Raw genomic sequence first — 19,571 nt, 5'->3', positions numbered from 1 at the left:
CTTTAGCCCTTATAAAGTCTTTTTATCATCTATGTTGATATCCAAAGAACCTTTAGAAATTTTATCTGGATTTTCCCACAAAACTCTTTTATCTTTAATTTTTAAAGAATATATTTCTTCTAACTCTTTTTCAAATTTAGCAATATCATTAACACAAGCATCACCCCTATAATTATCAAACCTATAATTAATTTTTCCGTCTAAATGTATCGAACATCTAGCTTGCTTCCCAGATGGTTTTTTAGCAGTAATTTTAACAACATCATTTTCTATTTTAGGTTTATCTACAGAAAAATCATTGTTTTTCAAAGTTTTGATAATTGATTTTACAACTTCTTTTCTTGTATTCTCATCAATGATAAAATTATCAATATTGGTATTTAAATTGCTCATATCATCGTTAGTTAGCAAATCATTATCTATATCAGCTTTTGCTTTTTGTATTTGTTCTAATAATATTTTTTGTTTTTCTTTATTCTCTTCGGTTGTTTTTTGATTTTTCAACTCAAGCTCTAAATCATTTAAATCATTTTTTAAAGCGATATTTTTATTATTTTTATTTTTTTGTTCTCTATATTCTTGTGCTTTTTTGCTAGAATCTGCGATAATTTGACTTATAGAATTTGATATTTTATTTTTAAAATCATCCAAATCTTTACCATTATAATTTTTTAGTTGATTTTTAATGCCATCTAATTCATCTTTTGCAAATTCTATAACAATAGGGTCTTTTAGTTTTGATATTTCTTGATAAAAAAAATCATTCATTTCATTTTTATAAGCTTGTTCTCTCTCTTTCTTAATAGTTCTAGCTGTTTGTTCAATATTATCTATATAACTTGCTACATTAAAACTAATATCTCTAGCATAAAAAGGGTCATTTTGTAAATTATATTCTATATTGTCAATGTCGCTAATTAATGTATCTAATGATATAAAATTATTTAATCCTTGAGATAGCATAGCATCTAAACGATTTTTGTATTCTACTAAACGCACTCTAGTATTTTCTCTTACTCTATTTTCATTTGCTATCTGCCTAGCTAATCTTTCTTGCTCTCTTTGTCTTTGCATAATAAAATACGCATCGTGTTCTAAACTCATTTTTTACCTTTCTTTTTTTTATTTTTTTCTTTCTTTAGGTTTAAAAACTCACTTAAAGTTTGACATTGTATGTTTGAAATCTTTGAATAATTTTGCATATTTTTATCACTAGTTAAAATCAAAACTTCCTTATTTTGATATTGTTTTTTATAAAAAATAGCAATATTTATTATTTTTTTATCATTAATGTTTTCTTCTAGCTTATCAACAGCTAATGTACCTGTATCTTTATATTTTATAATTTTGGGTTTTTTAGCTATTATATTATCTATAGCTACTCTTACATCTGGAAGTTCTTGTTTTTTCCTATCAAGCTCATCCAACACAATGTCAGAAATTATCGCTATATCGCTTTCTTTAAAACTATCTAAAATATTTGGTTCATCAATCAAAACATTTGTATCTAAAATATAGATTTTATTATATTTAAAAAGACTTTCATCGTTAAAAATATCCTGTATCTCTTTCAAAACATCATCATAAAAAATACTTTTTACATATTCTGTTTTTCTTGATGTTTCTGCAGAAATCATTTGAATATCTCTATTTATTTTTTCAAAATAACTTTGAATTTCACTAATCTCTTTTAAATTAATCTTGTTTTTTATATTATCATTAATTGATTTTATCTCTAAATATTCTTTTAATTCTTTTTGTACTTTTTTATAATTACTAATGCTTTTTTCTATTTGTGTAATTTCTGTTAAATCGTCTTTTTTGATTAAATCTTGTAAAAAGTCACCATAATATTTTCTAGATATTTTGGTAAAATCTAATTTACTATTAAATTTAAAAAGCTTTATCACATCATCGTAATTTTTAAAAATAATATTTTGCAAAAGCTCTTCACTCTGTTTTAATTCACTTATTGTAATATACTCTATAAATTTATCAATATTATCAATATTTTTAGCAATCTTATTGTTTAATAAAATATAATTTAAAACTTTTAAGGATTCATCACTATTTAATTTTATATCTTTAACTAAATCTAACAATTCTTTTAATTTAATTAAGCCATCTTGTAATTTTAAGCTATCAAACCAACTCAACACATCATCTTTAAATTCATCTTTTTTAAACAAACTTAAAAGTAATATTTTAAAATCATCCTTGATATATTTACTTATAAGAGTATTGATATTTTGTATAAAATTATTTTTACTATTCAAAGTATACGCTAAATGAATTTTTCCTTGTTCTTCATAATCATTATAAACACCAAAATTAGCAAAACAAATATTCTCATAATTTTGATTTAGCATAAAACAATTGTTTAAAACCATTTCGTCTGTTGCATAAACAATAAATTGTTTATTTTCTATTTCAATTTTAAATTCATCAGAAGCATATTTGATTACAAGTTTAGATTTTAATTCTTTATCACCTAGTTTTAAATTGATAAAAACACATTCGCTTGCTTCTATATTCTTTAATTTGCTACCTACTTTATCACTATCTATTATTTCCTTTATATTCATAAAATCATCATAATTAAAATCTCCAACCTGCTTAATGGTCTTTTGGTTTTCTAATAAATATTCTGTAGCTTTTTTAATAAATATTTCTTCATTATTCTTTTCAAGCGATATTTTTCCATCACTTTGCAAAATTATATTATCTTTTATTGTTTCATACTCTTTTACTTGCCGTGTTTCTTTTATGCTTCTTATTGCTGTAGTTTCATTTAGCCAAGAATTTTTTTTACTATTTTTTAAAACTTCTTTTGCAGATATTTTATCAAGCTCTATATTGTCACTATCACATAATAATATACCACTAGATATAGGATTTAAATTTTTCCTATGTAGTTCTAGCTTATTTTTTAAAATGTCATAAACAAAATCAATACAAATTTCATTACCTTCATCAGGTATTTTTTCTGTTCTTAAAAACTCAACCCCTTCTTCAGTTATATCACAATCTTTTAAACTAATATTTTGCAAGTCATAAACATTATCACAACCTATCATTCCTTTATTAATAAGCCTTTTAAAAATAGGTAAAAATGTTTTATTAGGCTCCATAATATTAAAAACATTTATCAATAAATCTTGTAAGCTTATATTACAAAAACAAGGATTATTTTTATACTTATAAATTAATTTCAAGCAAAGCCATTCAAAAGCTACAATTTTTCTTAAATTTGAATATTCTATTGTAGTTTCATATTTTATATATGGTTTTGAAAAGTTTATGCTTAAAATCTTTTTATTGTTCATTTTCTTTTCCTAACTTTGCTTTATACTCTTGGTATATTTTATTTGCTAAATTATTATTGATAATTCTATCGCTCATAAATATTCCAGATACTCCTAAATCCTCTATAATATCTTTATATACTTCTTTTATATCATATCCTCTACTTCCCATTTTTGGCAATTTAATTTTAATTTTCTCAAAATAATTCTTTGCACCAATTATAAACAATGCCTTTTGAGCTCTTGAAAACATTACATTTACCCTTTCAAAAGCTGTAATATGACTAGTTACCTTTTTATCTTGTGGATTTCTTACTAAATTTGCTATTATTATTTCTTTTTCTTTTCCTTGAAATCTATCCACAGTATTTATATCCACACTAATTGATTTAAACTCAATATTATTTTTCTTATCTTTTAACATAGAGCGTATTTTATTTACTTGCAATTGATATAAATTTACAACACCAACTTGCACTTTTTTCTTTAAACCCATTTTGCTATAAGCTTCATCTATCATTTTTAAAAGCTCTATAGTAAGATAAGCTTCTAAAATATTATAAGTTGAAGTGCTAGTACTTTCTTTTAATTCAAATATATCTTTTTCCCTATTATCAAGTATTAACTTACTAGAATTAATCCAATAAACATGCTTTTTAGTCTCTATAAAATTTAAACCATTAACGCCTTTTACCTCAAGCTTATGATTTTTTTCATCCCTTTCAATTTCTCTTGGTAATCCTGCTATCAGCTTATTCTCATAAAATCTATTAATCACACTCATTATCTTTTTATGCATTCTAAATTGTTCTAAAAGAGTATGTTTTATGTTTTGATCAGCTTTTTCAAAATATTCTTTAAAAATAGATGCTGTTACCATTTTTTCATATTTTTTAAAATTTTCAAGAGTTAAAAGTTCTTTTATCTCATCTTCATCATCTAAATCTTCGCATATCTCATTATAAGTTTTATTGTTCTCTCCAAAAAGTGGTGGTAGCTGTCTATGATCACCTACTAATATAACTTTTTTTGACTTTAAAATAGGAAGTATTAGCTCAGGTGGAGTAGCTTTACTAACCTCATCTATAATCACTACATCAAATGCATTAAAGCCTTTACCTTCAAGGATTTTAGGATTATCAGTGCAAGATATACCTACAACATTGCATGAATTTATATATGTATTAAGATAATATTCGTTCTCCATATTTAAATCCATATTTTTTAATCTATTATCAAAATCTCTTAAGATTTGCCCATAATTTTCTTGAACAAATTTAAAATTATTTTTTTCATTATCTAATTTTTGTAGTTCTTCATCTAAACTTTTTAATACCAAATCATTTTCTAAATTATTTAAATTATATTTAATCCTTATTTTTTCTAAATTTTCTCCACAATCTTTTTTAAATTTTACAACCTTTTCTAATTCATTTTTATTACTAACAAGCTTACCTTCAACTATTTTTACTTCATCATAATTTATTTTCATTTCATTTAAACCCGATAAATATTCTTTACACTCTGATGCAAAATTTGTAAAATCTTTTTGTAATTTTTTTATAATTTTTTCATTATCTTTTACTTGGTTTTTTACTTGTTTTATATCACTTATATTAAAAATTCGTTTTTCAAATTCATTCAAAACAAAACTATTTTTTAACTTATTTTCTAATTCATCTCTTTGTTTTTTTAATTTTATAAATTCTTCCTCATCTTTTGCATCGGCAATTCTATCTTTAATTTTTATTAATTGATTTTGTAAATCTATGTTTTCTGCTGTAAAATTATTTAAATTCAAATGTTCTAATCTTTTCTCTACATCAATAAAACATAAAATATTTTTATAAATTTCTTGTAAGCATTTTGATAATTTATGCTCTTGCATATTTTGATTTATGTTTAAAATATCTATTTTTATATCTTTTAAATTATCTAAATCATTATTGATAACATCTAATAATTTTTTAGCTAAATCAAATGGTAAAATAAAACCAAGATTATTATTTGGTGAATCTATAAAATCTATAAAATTTTCTACCTCTCTTTTTTCTTTCTTTATTTTCTCGTTTTTAGTTTCTAAATTTTTTATATCTGTATTTAAATTTTGCAAATCACTTTTAAATTTAACTATTGTATCTTTATAATCATTTTCTTTATTAATATTATCTTTAAACTGCTCTAGGTAAGATTTAAAATCTCTTATATCTACTCTAATTTCGTTAATTTTTTTTGAATTATTTTCCCATTTTTGCAAATACTCATCATTTATTTTATTTGATATATTTTCAAAAAAATATCCCAAAACTTCTTTTTCAGTTAGATGTTTTATATCATCTGTTGCTTTACTTGGATTTAATCTTATCGCTTTTACTAATGGATTTTTAGATAATCTCTCAAGTGCATTATCCACTGCTAAATTTGTTTGAGATGCTAATAAAACTCTTTCGTTATTTTTTACAAATTGATATATAGCTTCTGCTATTACAGTGGTTTTTCCAGTACCAGGAGGCCCTTGTATTAAACATACATCTTTAGTTGCTAACATTTTTTGAACTGCTATTTTTTGTTCTTTGTTTAATTTCTTATTGTCCCAATCATATTCTTTGTTTATTTCACTATCGCTTGGTATATTAGCCTTGGCTATATCAAAAAGCCAAAGAATTAAATTAGGTGCAAAACTTTCATCGCTTTCTACTTTTAATATCGCATTCTCAAGTCTATTTATTAATGCAAAATCACCAACTTGATTTAATGCTAAAAATCCATCTTGGTAATTTTTTAATACTTCATCAATCTCTTTTTGATTAATTTGTTCATTTTCATCTTTTTCAAAATATTCATTACTAATTTTAAAGCTTGCAAATACTTTATAATGTTTTTGAGTTTCATCGTCTGCTTGAGATAATTTTATTTCTTTAAAATCTCCAGATAATTTATCCAAAATCTGCAAAGATTTTTTATTTTTATGCTTATCGTTATAATTAAAATTAATCTCGTCTTTTGAATAACTATTATCAAATATCTCTAAAGTATTTTTCTTTAATATTCTTTTAATTTTATCAAACTCTTCTTTTGATAAAGATATTAATTTAAATTGAATTTCTTGATTTTCTTCATCAAAACCTTCATATTCATACTTTATGCCTATTAGCTTTTTTTCTACTAATTTTTTTCTCCATTTTAAATAATCTCTCCATTCTTTTAAACTTTCTTGTGCTTTTATACATACAGATTCGGTTTCATCCAACTTTTCGTTTAAAAAACCACCTCTATACTCATTTGGAATTTCAGCGTGATACACAATAGCTTCAATTTCATACTCTATACCCTTTCTTACATCAGAATAATTATCCACTATCGCAATTTCATTAATTACAAAAAATCCTTCTCTTATATACCCTCTAAAAGACAAAGACTTTCCATTTAAATTATCATTAATAAACATATTTTCACAATCTGGTCTAAGCCAAATTTTTCTATCTATTTTATCCTCTCCTCTTTTGTTTGTATATTCTCTTATAGCATTTGTAAAATAAATAGTATTTTGATAACCATCATGAAAGCATTTATCTATTAAATGATTGATTTTTTCTTCTGTATCATCACCGCTTATCTCTATGTTTAAAAAAGCTTCAATATCTTTTATGTTTTGTTCCAACCTATTTCTTCTATCGTTAAAATCATCATCTATTCTTATATATATTTTATTATCCATGTTAATCCTATTTTTCCTGCAATTACAATCCCAAAAGCCACAAATTACCTAACGCGTTTGCCTAGGTAGATTTTGATTAGGGAGTTTATGTAGTTTTCTATGTCGTTTAATTTGTTGATTTTTGTTAAAAATGGCAGCATTTTTACTATGAGTTCGGTTGCGATTTTGTTTTTGATACTTTCATCAAATTCAGGCACATTAGAAAATTTACCAAATTCACTATCAAGCAAGGCAATGATTTGCTCCACATCAGCCTTGTCAAAATCCCTAGCAAGATTACGCTCAAGCGGGTCATCAGCTAAATCCTTTTTAAAATCCTTAGCCAAATCACAGCTAAGTTTGTAAAACTCGCTCTCACTAAGCCTTTTTGCCCTATAATCTTCCAAAATCTCCTCTATCCTCGCACTAAATCTTTCAAACATATCAGGGTTAAACACTTCGTATTTTTTCACTTCTTTTTCTAGTGCGTTTAGCTTTCCATGAGCCTTCACCTCATCGCTAAAATCACCCGCCACCCTTGAAAAATCATCACTTAGTATATCAAGCGGTTCATTTAGCGTATAAATTTGCCCTACTTTTAAATGCTCATCTAGTAGCTTTTGCATACTTTGCTCGTATTCTTTTATGCTAAAATCCTCAGCATAAAAGACCATAGCCGTTCGCCTTAGGCTTAAATATTTTTTAAGGCTTTCCTTGATTTTCTCCCTTTCATCTTCGCTTAAACTAGCCCTTAGCTTACGAGTATTTAGCACCACGCCCACAAGGTTACTAAACCTTGCTAAAACCTTGCAAAACCTATCCCTAAACGATAAATCCTTTAAAATCTTTAGCTTTTTTACTTCATCATCAAGCCCTGCAAACATATCATCAAGCACGGCTAGGCTCTCCCACATATCATTCAAAGAGCCATCTATTTTAAAAACCGCCCCCACCAAATCACTCTCATCATACCCGCTAAGCGCATCGTATCTACTAAGCGTGGTATCAAGCTCACTAAGTAGCCCTCTGTAATCTACGATTATCCCCTCATCTTTGCCCTCTTTTAGCCTATTTACCCTTGCTATGGCTTGAAGTAGGTTGTGTTCTTTTAGGTTTTTATCTATATAAAGTTTTTTAGCACAAGGAGCGTCAAAGCCCGTAAGTAGCTTATCTACCACGATTAGCAAATCCACCTTCCTATCCTTAAAATCACTCTTGCACTGCTCTTCATACTCTGCGTGATTTAGCTTTGCATACTCATCGCTTACCCACTTTTCTTGCTCGCCTTCGTTTTCTTCTCCTGCATTTACTGATATCACGACCCTAACTTCTAAATCCCCAAGCTCTTTAAAAACTTTATAATATTTCATCGCCTCAAACTTAGAATTAGTTGCAAGCATTGCGTTAAATGGCGTATTTTTAAGGCTTTGCTTAAAATCTTCGTTTATATCAAGTGCGATGTATTCAAGCCTAGAAATTGAAGTATGAAGCTTTTTAATTTTCGCCCATTTTTGCTTGATTTGCTCTTTTTGCTCGTTACTAAGCCCAAGTGTTAGCTCATCAAATCTTTTTTCTAGCTCATCTTTATCGCTAAGACTAAGCTCTATCATTTTGTTTTCATATAAAAGCGGCACGATAGCACCATCTTCTACTGCTTCGCCGATATTATAGGTATGCAAAAGTCCGCCGTATTTTGCTATGCTTGATTTTTCTTTAGATAAAAGCGGCGTTCCTGTAAAAGCTATGATGTAGGCATTTTCGCCTAAGTTATCTAGCATTTGCATATGAAGTTCTCCGTTTTGGCTTCTGTGGGCTTCATCTATTAGGATAAATCTTGTTCTATTTTTTATGTCTTTTAAATCGCTAAATTTAAAAATCGTAGTTGTGATAAGCCCCACTCCATCATCGTTTAAAAGCTCGTTTAAATGGCTTGTGTTTTTGGCATGGTGCAAGGTGTCAAGATTTGCCGTGCCGTTTATGGTCGCTGAGATTTGCTCATCTAGTTCTATTCTATCTGTGATGATGATTTTTTGGGCGGTGCTGTTTAGCCTAGCTAGGATATTTACTAGCATTAGCATTGTGTAGCTTTTGCCGCTGCCTTGAGTGTGCCATACTAGACCGCCGTGCTTATCTTTGATAGCTTTTATCACTTCTTTTATGCCAAAGTATTGTTGATAACGGCTTGCGATTTTGTTAGTTTTGTCTTTAGACTTGCTAAAAAATATAAAATCACTTATAAACTCAAGCAAATTTCTAGGCTCTAAGATATTGTTACAAAGCACTTTTACGCTATCATCGCTGCTTTTATCCTTAAAGACATTGTAAAATTTGCTAGGCGTTAGCGTTGTGCCGTATTTAGTGATGGTGCCACAACTTGCAACGCAAAGCTGAATGAACTTATAAAAGTTCTCAATCCTATCTGGGTGCTGGTGGTTTAGGAGTTGGTTTATCGCTTCAGCTGCTCCAACGCACGAGTTTTTAAGCTCAATGCTAACAAGCGGGATACCATTTACAAACAGCACCAAATCAATCCTAGTGCTTTTCTTTTGCTCGTTTTTGGCGTTTGTAAGGCTAAATTCTTCTGTGATTATGAATGAGTTTTTAGATGGATTTTCGTAATCTATGTAGTTTATATGCCTTGAAGGTTTGCCTTTTTGCTCTAAGCCTTCGCCAAGTAAAATAAGCTTTGTGATGGTTTCGTTAGCTGTAATTAGGCTAGTAATTGGGGTTTTTAGCTTGTTTATCATTATGATGAGTTCATCATCACTTAGCTGATAATTTGTCCTTAAAAACTCCTTAAGCTTAGCTAAAAGCAAAGGCTCACTAAAGTCGTTTTGCCTAAGCTCGTTGCATTCTTTTTCGCTTAAATACTGCCAGCCTAAATCCTTTAAAGTCTCTATAAAATACGCTTTTACATTGCTTTCTATACTAAAATCCATCGCTATGCCTTTGAAATTTTAAATACATTTTAAACAACTTGCATTAATTTAGGCTAAATGCAAAAGCCCTTGCGTGGTGGGAATTTATTTCGTGTATTTTTGTGGAATTTGAAATCGGAATTTAATTTGTGTATTTTTTGTGAATTTATTTTCGTATTTTGGTGGAATTTTATATCGTATTTTGGGATTTAAAGCTTGGAATTTATTTTCGTATTTGAAATTTCTATTTTAAATTTTTACTCTTCCTTATCATTCGTATCTATGTTAGATAAATTAGTCTTAAATTGATTTATCAGCCTTTCTTGTTCTTTAAAAAATTCCAAAAATGGATTTGCAAAGTTTATATTGGATTTTAAAAGCTCTGAAAATCCAGATAACTTACTATAATAACTTTGTAAAATCTCACTCGGCTTTGTTAAATTTGCTAGTGCTTCGGTAGGTAATGTCATTTTTTTAAACACTTCTGAGTAATTGTTATTCATAATTTCAAAAGGTAATGTCATTCTTTTAAACACTTCTGAGTAATTATTATTCATAGTTATCGCATAATGTGATAATAATTCTTGCATTGTTTTTACAAAATTTAAGTCTAATTTAAAATTCAAAGACCTATATTTTTCTTTCTCCACTTTTTCAATTTCTTTTTCTAGTCTTTTTATAACTGCTTTTATAGTTTTTTCATGTTCTTTATAGTCTTTTAAACAAATTGCGTGATTATGGGCGATTTTATTTCTTATTTTTTGTATAGTTGATAAATCTTCTTTTAGTTTATCTACTTTTAAATTCTCATACCAATGTTCTATGTGTGGTTTTCTTGCAATTTTTTGTAATTTTTCCATTGCTTTTTCTTTATTATTGTTATCTAATTCTTTTTTCGCTTCTTCCATAAGCTCTTCAAGATTATTAGGATATGTAGGTTGAAAAAATCCATTGATATAATCTTGATATGTTAGCAAAGATAAAAAAGCTTCATTTAAATCTTGATTGGTTTTATCTTTGCGTTTATCTCTTGCTATATTTTCATCTACAATTTTATACCAATTATCCCCACAAGCCCCTATCATCAACAAATAAATCAATTTTCTAAACATAATTTCATGTTTTGATATTAATTTATACAGCTTTTCTGAAAAATACAAAGAACTATCGCTATAAACTACAGCGATATAATATTCTTTTCTGTGTTCGCCATCTTTAATATCTTTATAAAATCTATCTAACAAAGTAGCTTTATCAAGGCTTTTCCCATTTATTTTAAACTTAAATAAAATGGCATGTTTCATAGCTAATTTATCTTCTATAATAATTCCTTTATAACATTTCTTACCATTTTCTAATCTATTTAATCTCTCTTCTATTATATTTGTAATATTTCTTGTATCTTTAACTAAAACCGATTTATTGCCTTCTCTTAGCTTTTCTTTTACGCTAAATAATAATTCCAATCTCATAAATACTCCTTTATTTTAAAATCATATCTTTTTGATATTAAAAATAACAATTACTAAAAGATTAAAATAAATTTCGTATGTTTGAAGCTTTAATTTTATGGCAAAAATACACGAAATAAATTCTACAAATCCCAAATGTCACTTGTTTGGCTTTGGAATTTATTTTCGTATTTGGAATTTGAATTCGGAATTTCGTTTGTTTGGCAAGTTTAAGCAAACAAACGAAATTTGGTTTTAGCTTGGGATTATTGAGTTTTTACGCATTGTTTTTTGCAAGGCAAATATACAAAGCACAAGGACTAAACAATAAGCTATATTAAGCCTTGAGACCCCACCATCTATCGCTATGGCTCGTTTTAACTCTGGGCTTTCATTTAATAACTTTGATGATTTTAGCTCATCTTTGTAGTCTTTTAAAATCTTTTTGGCGTTTAGCTCACTTGTTGGCTCTTTGGCTAAAATCTGTCTTGATAATTCTAGTGCCTTTTGACTGTCTAACTCGTCTATGGCTTTGTATAAATAATGATTTCTCGCATCTTCTGAGAATGCCCCTAAAAATGGGGTTATTATGTTAGGGGTGTATAATATACCAATAAACCCTGCCGCCGCAAAGCTTATAAAGGTATATTTGACATTGTTGGCTAATAATATAAAAAGCATTGCCAAAATCCCTATAAAAATCATCGGTAAAATCACACTAAATTCTGAAACATTAAAACTATAAGCCAAACAAAACCAAGCCACGCAAATGGCTAAAAATATAAAACTTAGCCAACCTTTATCCTTGCTAAAGCCTTTTAAAACAAATAAAAACTCATAACCCAAACAAAGCAAGAAAATCACAACGCTAACGCCATATATAGCTAAGCCTAAATCTAAAAAGTTGCAAATACTACTTATGATTTTTTCATCAAAAGACAAGCCAAAATTTATCATAAAATACCCACCGATGACACTGAGAGTAAATAAAAGTATCTTTAAAAAATCAGTGTGATGGTCGCTTGTAAGTCTATTTATAGATAATTGTATGTTATCTACATATTTCAAAATTTTATTTCTTTTAATCTCATAAGTATAAGCCTTTGAAATTTCATCAGCGTTTTCATCTTTTTTTATCAATAGCTCATTTGATAATAAAATTTCATTCATATACATTTCAAATTTATTCCAATATTTTGCATGTATAATATTATTTTGTTCTATTCCTATATTTTTAATAATTCTAAAAGAATCCAATATAATAGCTGAAATATTTACTTTGTTAAATTGATAGTCATCTAAAGCATATCTAATAATTTTTTTACGCAAACTATCAAAATCTGATACTATTTTTAAACCTGCTATTTGCACTATATTGCTATCTCTAAACGCCACACCAACAAAAGATATATCGTATTGCACCAATGCACTAGTAAAAATAACTTCATTTTTAAAATCAACATACGACAACATAAATGCATCACCCATAAATACACTATTAAATTCTGCTGTTTTATAAAAAGTGCATTTTTTAAAACTTAAAACTTTGTGAAATGTGGAATGAATAAATGTGGTGTTTTCTTTAAAAAATACTTCCGAAAATTCTACACCGCTAAATGCTTTACTATGTCTAAAAGCAAAAGAGTGATTAAAACGAACATTGAAAAACATAATATCAGTATAATAACCATTATTATGGGTATCATCTTTAAAGGCTACACCAAATTTACAATGGGAAATATCTATAAAATTATCAAAATTAACATTGTTTATGACAAAAGATTTTTCAAACTCAACATTAGAAATTTTAATAGGTGCTTTTACCGTAGAACCTAATAAATTAAACTTAATATCATTCTTAAATTTACAATTATTAATTTCAATCCCAAAATCAAGTTCATCATAAATCATAAAAACTTGTTTTTCAAAATCTATTCCATCTATCATTAAATTTTCTATGTTTGATTTTCGCAATACAAATACAACATCTATATTTATTTTTATTCTATCACTTGTATCAACATATTTTTTATCAATTTTATTTTTATTGTAAGCAAATAAAAATTGTAAATTAACCAACTTTGCTTCTTTTTTAGGTTTTATAATCAAAGCATCATCAACAACCTTAAGCATACAATTCTCAGAAACTTCACTTGGGAAAAAAGTTGCATTACCTAACAAGTGATACAACTCTTCCATAGTAATTGTTTTTTCTATTATTTCTTCTGTCACAATTATTCCTTTATTAGATATTTACCCTAATGTTTCCACTTAAAAGTTCGGTTAAAAGGTGGGATTTGAGAGTGGTCTGGGCTGTTATTAGCTCGTTTAGACACTCCAAACGCTCATCACACGCACTTAAGACTTCCCCTATCTTCTTCTGCTCTTCTAGGCTTGGGAGCTTAAACTCTAACTCTGAAAAAGTTTTTTTATTTAAAATATGTGTAGCACTACAACCCGCAAACACTAACATATAATCTTTTTTATATTCTATGAGATAATATAAAAAATCAGTATCGTATTTATCAGATGGTAATATTGCGTTAATTTGTTGATTACAACTTCCATCAACTCTTAATATTGCATTTTTTCCTATGCTTGCTATACAAGTAACTAATAAACTATTTTTTGGCACAAATCTACCATTTTTTAAGCCTATTTCTGTAAGGGTTCTTTCTGATTTTTCTATATCTTTTTTAAAATCTATGTCAGTTGGAGTTATCCACGGATATTCTCCTCCATAGTTTTCTTTATCTTTTGTAGGTGGTGTTGTTCCTGTAATAATATCTCCTAAATCCCCAAGCTTTACTTCTTGCCAAGGGGTGGTGAAGCTACTAAAACGGGTTTTGCCACTTAGTAGCTCGTTCATTAGGTGGAGTTTTTCTTTTTCTAATTCCGATTTTAAATTCTTTAGATTTTTTATATGCTCATCGCAACTACTCAAAATCTCAGCGATTTTTTCTTGCTCTTTTAGTGGTGGGAGTTTTATTGTTATATTTTTTAAATCATCACTATAAATCCTTTTGATAGTTGTTTGCCCTAGATTATCCCACTTATGATTGCTTAGAAAATAATATAAAAATGAATTATCCATTATATTGTATTTTAATCTAAGCCAAACAATATTTGAATCTTGATAATACGAATCATGCCCGTCAAACACAATGCACTTACCAACTGTTCCCGAGCAAGTTATAAGAACTTCGCCCTTTTTAGGATAATTAAATTTATTTTTGTATTCCAAAAATAATTCTTTGCTAATGTAAGCGTCTGCTTTATCTCCGATTGTTCCTATTTTATAAAATGGGATTTCTCCTTCTTGTGTAGTTTCATCTTTAAATATTCTTTTACACATTTGAATAGAACAAATATCCCCCAGCCTTACTTCTTCCCAACCTTTTGGAATACTCATAACCCTAGCTCCTTTAAGTATCCTTGTAATTTGGCGTTTGAGAGTTCTAGTTTGGCGTTTAGGCTGCTTATTTGCTCTTTTAGTTCGGTGTAGTCAATTTGTAAGGTTTCATCTTCTGCTGCTACATATCTTGGTATGTTTAGGTTGAAGTCGTTTTGCTCTATCTCATCAAGGCTTACTATTTTGCAAAAGCCGTTTATGTCGGTGTTTCCGTGATAGGCTTTTAGGATTTTGTCAATGTCTTTTAAGGTGTTTTGGTTTTTGCCTTTTTCATAGCAAGAACTTGCGTCTATGAAAATCACTTTTTCGTTTTGCTCCTTGCTAAAAATCATTATACAAGCCGGTATGCTCGTGCCATAAAAAAGGTTACTTGGAAGTCCGATGATGGCTTTTAGGTAGCCTTGTTTTATAAGACTTGCTCTTATTTTGCCCTCGCTAGAGCCACGGAATAGCACTCCGTGGGGCATTACTACGCCTAAGGTTCCGCCGTTTTTTAAAGACTTTATCATGTGGAGTAAAAAGGCATAATCGCCCTTGCTTTTAGGTGGCATACCGTAGTTAAATCTTGAAAATCTATCCTCTTTAAGCTCATCGTAGCCCCATTTATCAAGGCTAAAAGGTGGGTTTGCGACTATTTTGCTAAAGCGTCTTAAATCGCCGTTAGCATCTAGGTGAAGTGGGTTTGTGAGTGTGTCGCCCCACTTTATCTTGGGGTTTGGGATATTGTGTAAGAACATATTCATAACGCATAGGGCGTAGGTTTGGGCGTTTTTTTCTTGTCCGTAGATGAAGTTGTTTGTGCCTTTTTGGCTTGCTTTTAGCAAAAGTGAGCCTGAGCCACAAGTAGGGTCGTATATCTCTTCGCCGTCTTTGATACCGACTAGCTCGGCAAGTAGGACGCTCACCATGCTAGGGGTGTAAAACTCGCCGCCCTTTTTGCCTGAATCGCTTGCGAATTTTGCGATTAGATACTCGTATGCGTCGCCTATGATGTCTTTGTTTTCTAGGCGGCTTGGGCGTAAATCAAGGCTTGAAAAGTCGTTTATGAGCTGTTTTAGGGTGGTGTTTCTTTGCTGAGTGTCGCCTAGCTTAGAAGGGTTGTTGAAATCTATGTGGGTGAATATGCCTTCTAGCTTTTCTTTGTTTAGCGTTTCTAGGCTGCTTAGGGCGGTGTTGATTAGCTCGCCTAGGTTGGTGGCGTTTTTGTGCTCTTGTAGGTAGGCGAATGTTGAGTGAGCTTCTAGTTTAAAATCTAGCTGATTTAGTAGGGCTTTATAGACTGAGTCGATGCCACAGCTTTTGGCTTTTAGCTCGTTGATTTTTTCGGTGTAGGTGTCGCTTAGGTATTTGATAAATAGCATGGTGAGAATGTAGTCTTTGTAATCACTGCCGTCCATAAGCCCACGGAAGGTGTTGCATGCATCCCAGAGTTTGGCGTTTATCTGAGCGGTGGTGGTTTTTGGCTCTTGTGGGGCTTTTTGGGTGGTGTCGGTGTTTGGGGTTTCGGTGGTGGTTGGGTTGGCTTGTTGAGTTGGGTTAGCTTGGGTGGTGCCTTGTGTTACTTCGGTGCTGTTGGTCTCAAGTATTTTTGTATCGGAATTTAAATTCGGAATTTCGTTTGTTTGTTTCATCTTATGTCCTTTAAATCGTATTTTTTCTAAATGTCTTTTGCATTGAGTAAATACACAAAATCATAATTATAAAAAAGATAAAGTATATCGTATCAAGCTGTAAATCTATCCAAATGGCTTTGATTATGTTGTTATAGATTTCATTACTTGATTTTACGCTTGTGTAATACATTAAAAGCTTATTGTCTTTTATGAATTGCTTTATGTCTTGGATATTTTGTGCGTTTTTGGTTGGTAGATTGACAATATTTGTGCCAAAAAATAAATCATAAGGCTCTTGTGCTTGGTTTATGCTGATGTTTGAGCTAACTTCGTTTTGGCTTATGGTGGCTTGTAGATTTATGATGTTTTGGTTTGGTTTTGATTCTTCTTTTGGCTCTTGTTTTGGCTCTGAATCTTTTTTAGTTTTTTTAAATTTTTCTTGATTTTCTACACTTGCTATTTTTAAAGCATTTCTAATATCTTCTTGGGTGTATTTATTTAAGGTATTATCTAAGTAATAAATGCTTGGTGAAGTTATGATATTTTTTGAAAAAATCGGAAAGCATATAAAATAAATTATTGCAGATAAACCAATAAAATAATAAACAAAGTTTTTATTTATATAAAATACCATTAAAATTATAAATAAAATTCCAAAATATATCAGTATAAGATAATCAGGAAAAATAAATAAAACAATATTGAATATCATAAAAATAAAAAATATAAATTTACCTACAGGATTTTCAATTTTATAAATAAGCCAAATAAGTAATAGCGAAATACCAAAATATACTCCTAAATGATAACCGCTAAAAAAATTAGTTAAAATATGATTAAAAAATCCTGTATTGAAAAAGCTAAATATTTTTACAATAGATAATTCTAAATATAATGAAAATACAATAGCTAAAGTAAAGTTGATAATCCTTGCAAAATTTGTATGGTGTTCGCTTGTAATTTCATAAAATTTAAGCAATGAATGCTCTAAAGTAGCTTTCCACATGGGCATTGATATATTCTTTGGCTTGTTTGTGGTTTTTTGCTTAAAGTTATCTTCACCATCTAAAAACTTTCTTAATTCTTTACTTTTTATATTTCGCTCTGCTTTCAAATATATCTCATAAGCAAAAAGTTCTAGCTTTTCGCATTCTTTAGCATAAATCTTATTATTTTGAGTGATGGCGATATCTTTTAATAGCCTGAATGTGCTTTGTAGTTTGTTTGCGTTTTGTTTTTTAATCTCTAGGTCTTTAATCATGTTTTCATAATCTTTTTTGTCATGATTGTTTTTTATGTTTTCACTTACTTGCTCTTCTAGTGTAGCTTTGCTAATATGCTCTAAACTCGTATAATCAAAATAAACTTGCTTGGTATCTTTAAAAATTGTGCTTGAAAAATCAGGAATTTTAATAAATCTTGAACCATTAAAAGATACCATACCATTAAACACAGCATTTAAAAGCGAAAAATTGTCTATAAAATTAGTTTTAAAATAAGTATTAGCACCAATATATAAATCATCTGATTGTAGATTCTTAACCTCATTAAGCTTTATGGATAAATGATTATTTATTTTACAATCATTAAAGATTATTGATACATTTTCCCCTTTAAAATCAAACGAATCTTCAATACGCAAAGTCTAAAAAGCAACATGATTGAAAGTAATTTTGATATTTTTAGGATTATAAATTTGAGTATCTTTTTTAAAAGTGCAACAATTAAAATAAATTTCATCAATATCAGGTAGACTTTGCTGTAAATAAATTTCTGTTTTTTCAATAATATCTAAACCTGTTATAAAGATTTTTTCAATATTTTCATTTTTTATCTCATCTAAAAAATCCACCATATTAGCAACCTTATCCTTTAAGCACATTAAAAAAATATATTTATCATCCCCTATAAACAAATATTCATTTATCTGCTCTAACTTGCTTATGTTTATTTTAAAGTGTGTTTTAATAACATCAATCATTTTTATTTCTAGCATTTAAAATCTCCTTTGAGTTTATGCCTATAAGATTATGTTTTCATAAATTTGTAGCTTTTATTGATTGTAAAAAATCCTAGCTTCAATGATTATATCATTTTAAACAATAAAAAAATAATCCAAGAAGCGCTTCATTAACCTCTGCAGTGCATGATGGATGCATTTTATTTAAGGAGAAAAAATGCATTCTAAGTTTTATAAAAAATTAATAATACTTATTATTGTGTTAATACTTTTATATCCTACAAATTTGCTTTGATATATTGCGTATTTTGATGAAATCTGAGCTTAAATTTCGTTTGTTTGTCGGTCACTATCTAAATATAATTTTAAATAATTATTAGATTTGATTTTAAAATACAAAAACAACGCCAAAGAAATCAAATTTATATCTAAAAACACGCTCAAATAAATCCCGCCTAAAATGAGATTAAAAGCTAAATTTATAAGATAATACAAAAGATACAAAGAACTTAAAATCATCATCACATAATTTAACGCAAACTTTATTTTATAAATCTCTTTCATTTTGCATCCTTTGGCTCATTCTTCAATGTTTAAGTATTCAATTAAATCCTTATAATTGTTTAAGTAATGCTCGGCACTTGCTCTTGTGGTGCTTGAGCTTATAAAAACTTTTTTAATAATTTTATTTTTAAGCATTTTTTCGTTTTCGCTGATAAAAATAGTGCAATCACCTATAAATTTTCTTAGCAAATCTTGACCTATTGGGGTTTTGTGGTTTTTGCATTGGATTAATACGCATTCGTTTTCCTTATGACAAACCAAATCTATCCCACCATCATTTTTGCTATTTACAAAGCCATGTGGGAAAACTTTATAGCCTTGCTCTTCATAATGCTTTTTGATTTTTAGCTCATATAATCTTCCTTTTTTCTCGTTTTCACTTTCTGCTTTGTAGATTATGGTTTTTGTGATTTTGTGATAATTTGGCATTTTAGCACTTAAGTTTTCGCTAAATTTATATTTATTTATAACCTTTAAAATCGCATCTTCAAGGTCTTTTTCGTATGCTTTTAAAATATCTTCATCTATAAATTGCAAGCTTTTTTGCTCTTCTTGTAAGGTATTTTCATCAGTTTTATCTACTTGATTTTCTTCTTTTGCCTTTTTGATAGCAAAAAACCTTTTTCTAGCTTTCTCATCTTTAAATGCCAT

12 protein-coding genes are annotated in these 19,571 nt (G+C 28.5%); all 12 read right to left on the bottom strand.

Features of this window, described 5'->3' with window-relative positions; all coding sequences use genetic code 11:
• Positions 1 to 9 precede the first annotated feature (9 nt).
• Entirely contained in the window at positions 10 to 1,104 is a 1,095-nt protein-coding gene (locus AC1B00_RS07420) for a hypothetical protein (protein WP_488849043.1), read from the bottom strand.
• On the bottom strand, positions 1,101 to 3,326 hold the full coding sequence (locus AC1B00_RS07415; RefSeq protein WP_488849041.1) for a PIN domain-containing protein: 2,226 nt from the start codon (positions 3,324 to 3,326) through the stop codon (positions 1,101 to 1,103). The genes AC1B00_RS07420 and AC1B00_RS07415 overlap by 4 nt, the downstream gene beginning before the upstream one ends.
• On the bottom strand, positions 3,316 to 7,023 hold the full coding sequence (locus AC1B00_RS07410) for an AAA domain-containing protein (RefSeq protein ID WP_488849040.1): 3,708 nt from the start codon (positions 7,021 to 7,023) through the stop codon (positions 3,316 to 3,318). The genes AC1B00_RS07415 and AC1B00_RS07410 overlap by 11 nt, the downstream gene beginning before the upstream one ends.
• Positions 7,024 to 7,067: 44 nt before the next feature.
• Positions 7,068 to 9,941, bottom strand: a complete 2,874-nt coding sequence (locus tag AC1B00_RS07405; RefSeq protein ID WP_488849038.1) for a type I restriction endonuclease subunit R — start codon at positions 9,939 to 9,941, stop codon at positions 7,068 to 7,070.
• A gap of 236 nt (positions 9,942 to 10,177) precedes the next feature.
• Positions 10,178 to 11,392, bottom strand: coding sequence for a hypothetical protein (locus tag AC1B00_RS07400; protein ID WP_488849037.1), 1,215 nt, complete (start codon positions 11,390 to 11,392; stop codon positions 10,178 to 10,180).
• 234 nt (positions 11,393 to 11,626) lie between these two features.
• The gene (locus tag AC1B00_RS07395) at positions 11,627 to 13,603 is read right to left on the bottom strand and encodes a hypothetical protein (RefSeq protein WP_488849036.1); all 1,977 of its coding nucleotides are present in this window, start codon (positions 13,601 to 13,603) and stop codon (positions 11,627 to 11,629) included.
• Between the two features lie 13 nt (positions 13,604 to 13,616).
• Positions 13,617 to 14,783 (bottom strand): restriction endonuclease subunit S, encoded by a 1,167-nt coding sequence (locus AC1B00_RS07390; protein ID WP_488849035.1) that lies wholly within the window; start codon positions 14,781 to 14,783, stop codon positions 13,617 to 13,619.
• On the bottom strand, positions 14,780 to 16,414 hold the full coding sequence (locus AC1B00_RS07385) for a type I restriction-modification system subunit M (RefSeq protein WP_488849033.1): 1,635 nt from the start codon (positions 16,412 to 16,414) through the stop codon (positions 14,780 to 14,782). Before AC1B00_RS07385 ends, AC1B00_RS07390 begins: the two co-directional genes overlap by 4 nt.
• Before the next feature lie 10 nt (positions 16,415 to 16,424).
• Positions 16,425 to 18,038, bottom strand: coding sequence for a hypothetical protein (locus AC1B00_RS07380; protein WP_488849032.1), 1,614 nt, complete (start codon positions 18,036 to 18,038; stop codon positions 16,425 to 16,427).
• A 3-nt stretch (positions 18,039 to 18,041) separates the two neighbouring features.
• Entirely contained in the window at positions 18,042 to 18,392 is a 351-nt protein-coding gene (locus AC1B00_RS07375; protein WP_488849031.1) for a hypothetical protein, read from the bottom strand.
• Positions 18,393 to 18,680: 288 nt separating this feature from the next.
• Positions 18,681 to 18,920, bottom strand: coding sequence for a hypothetical protein (locus AC1B00_RS07370; protein ID WP_488849030.1), 240 nt, complete (start codon positions 18,918 to 18,920; stop codon positions 18,681 to 18,683).
• A gap of 15 nt (positions 18,921 to 18,935) precedes the next feature.
• The coding region (locus tag AC1B00_RS07365; protein WP_488849029.1) for a restriction endonuclease at positions 18,936 to 19,571 on the bottom strand (636 nt) is incomplete at its 5' end.

Source organism: Campylobacter sp. DY7, from assembly GCF_057802535.1.
Note: the sequence above shows the minus strand (reverse complement) of the source record. Positions and strands in the feature narration are given on the sequence as shown.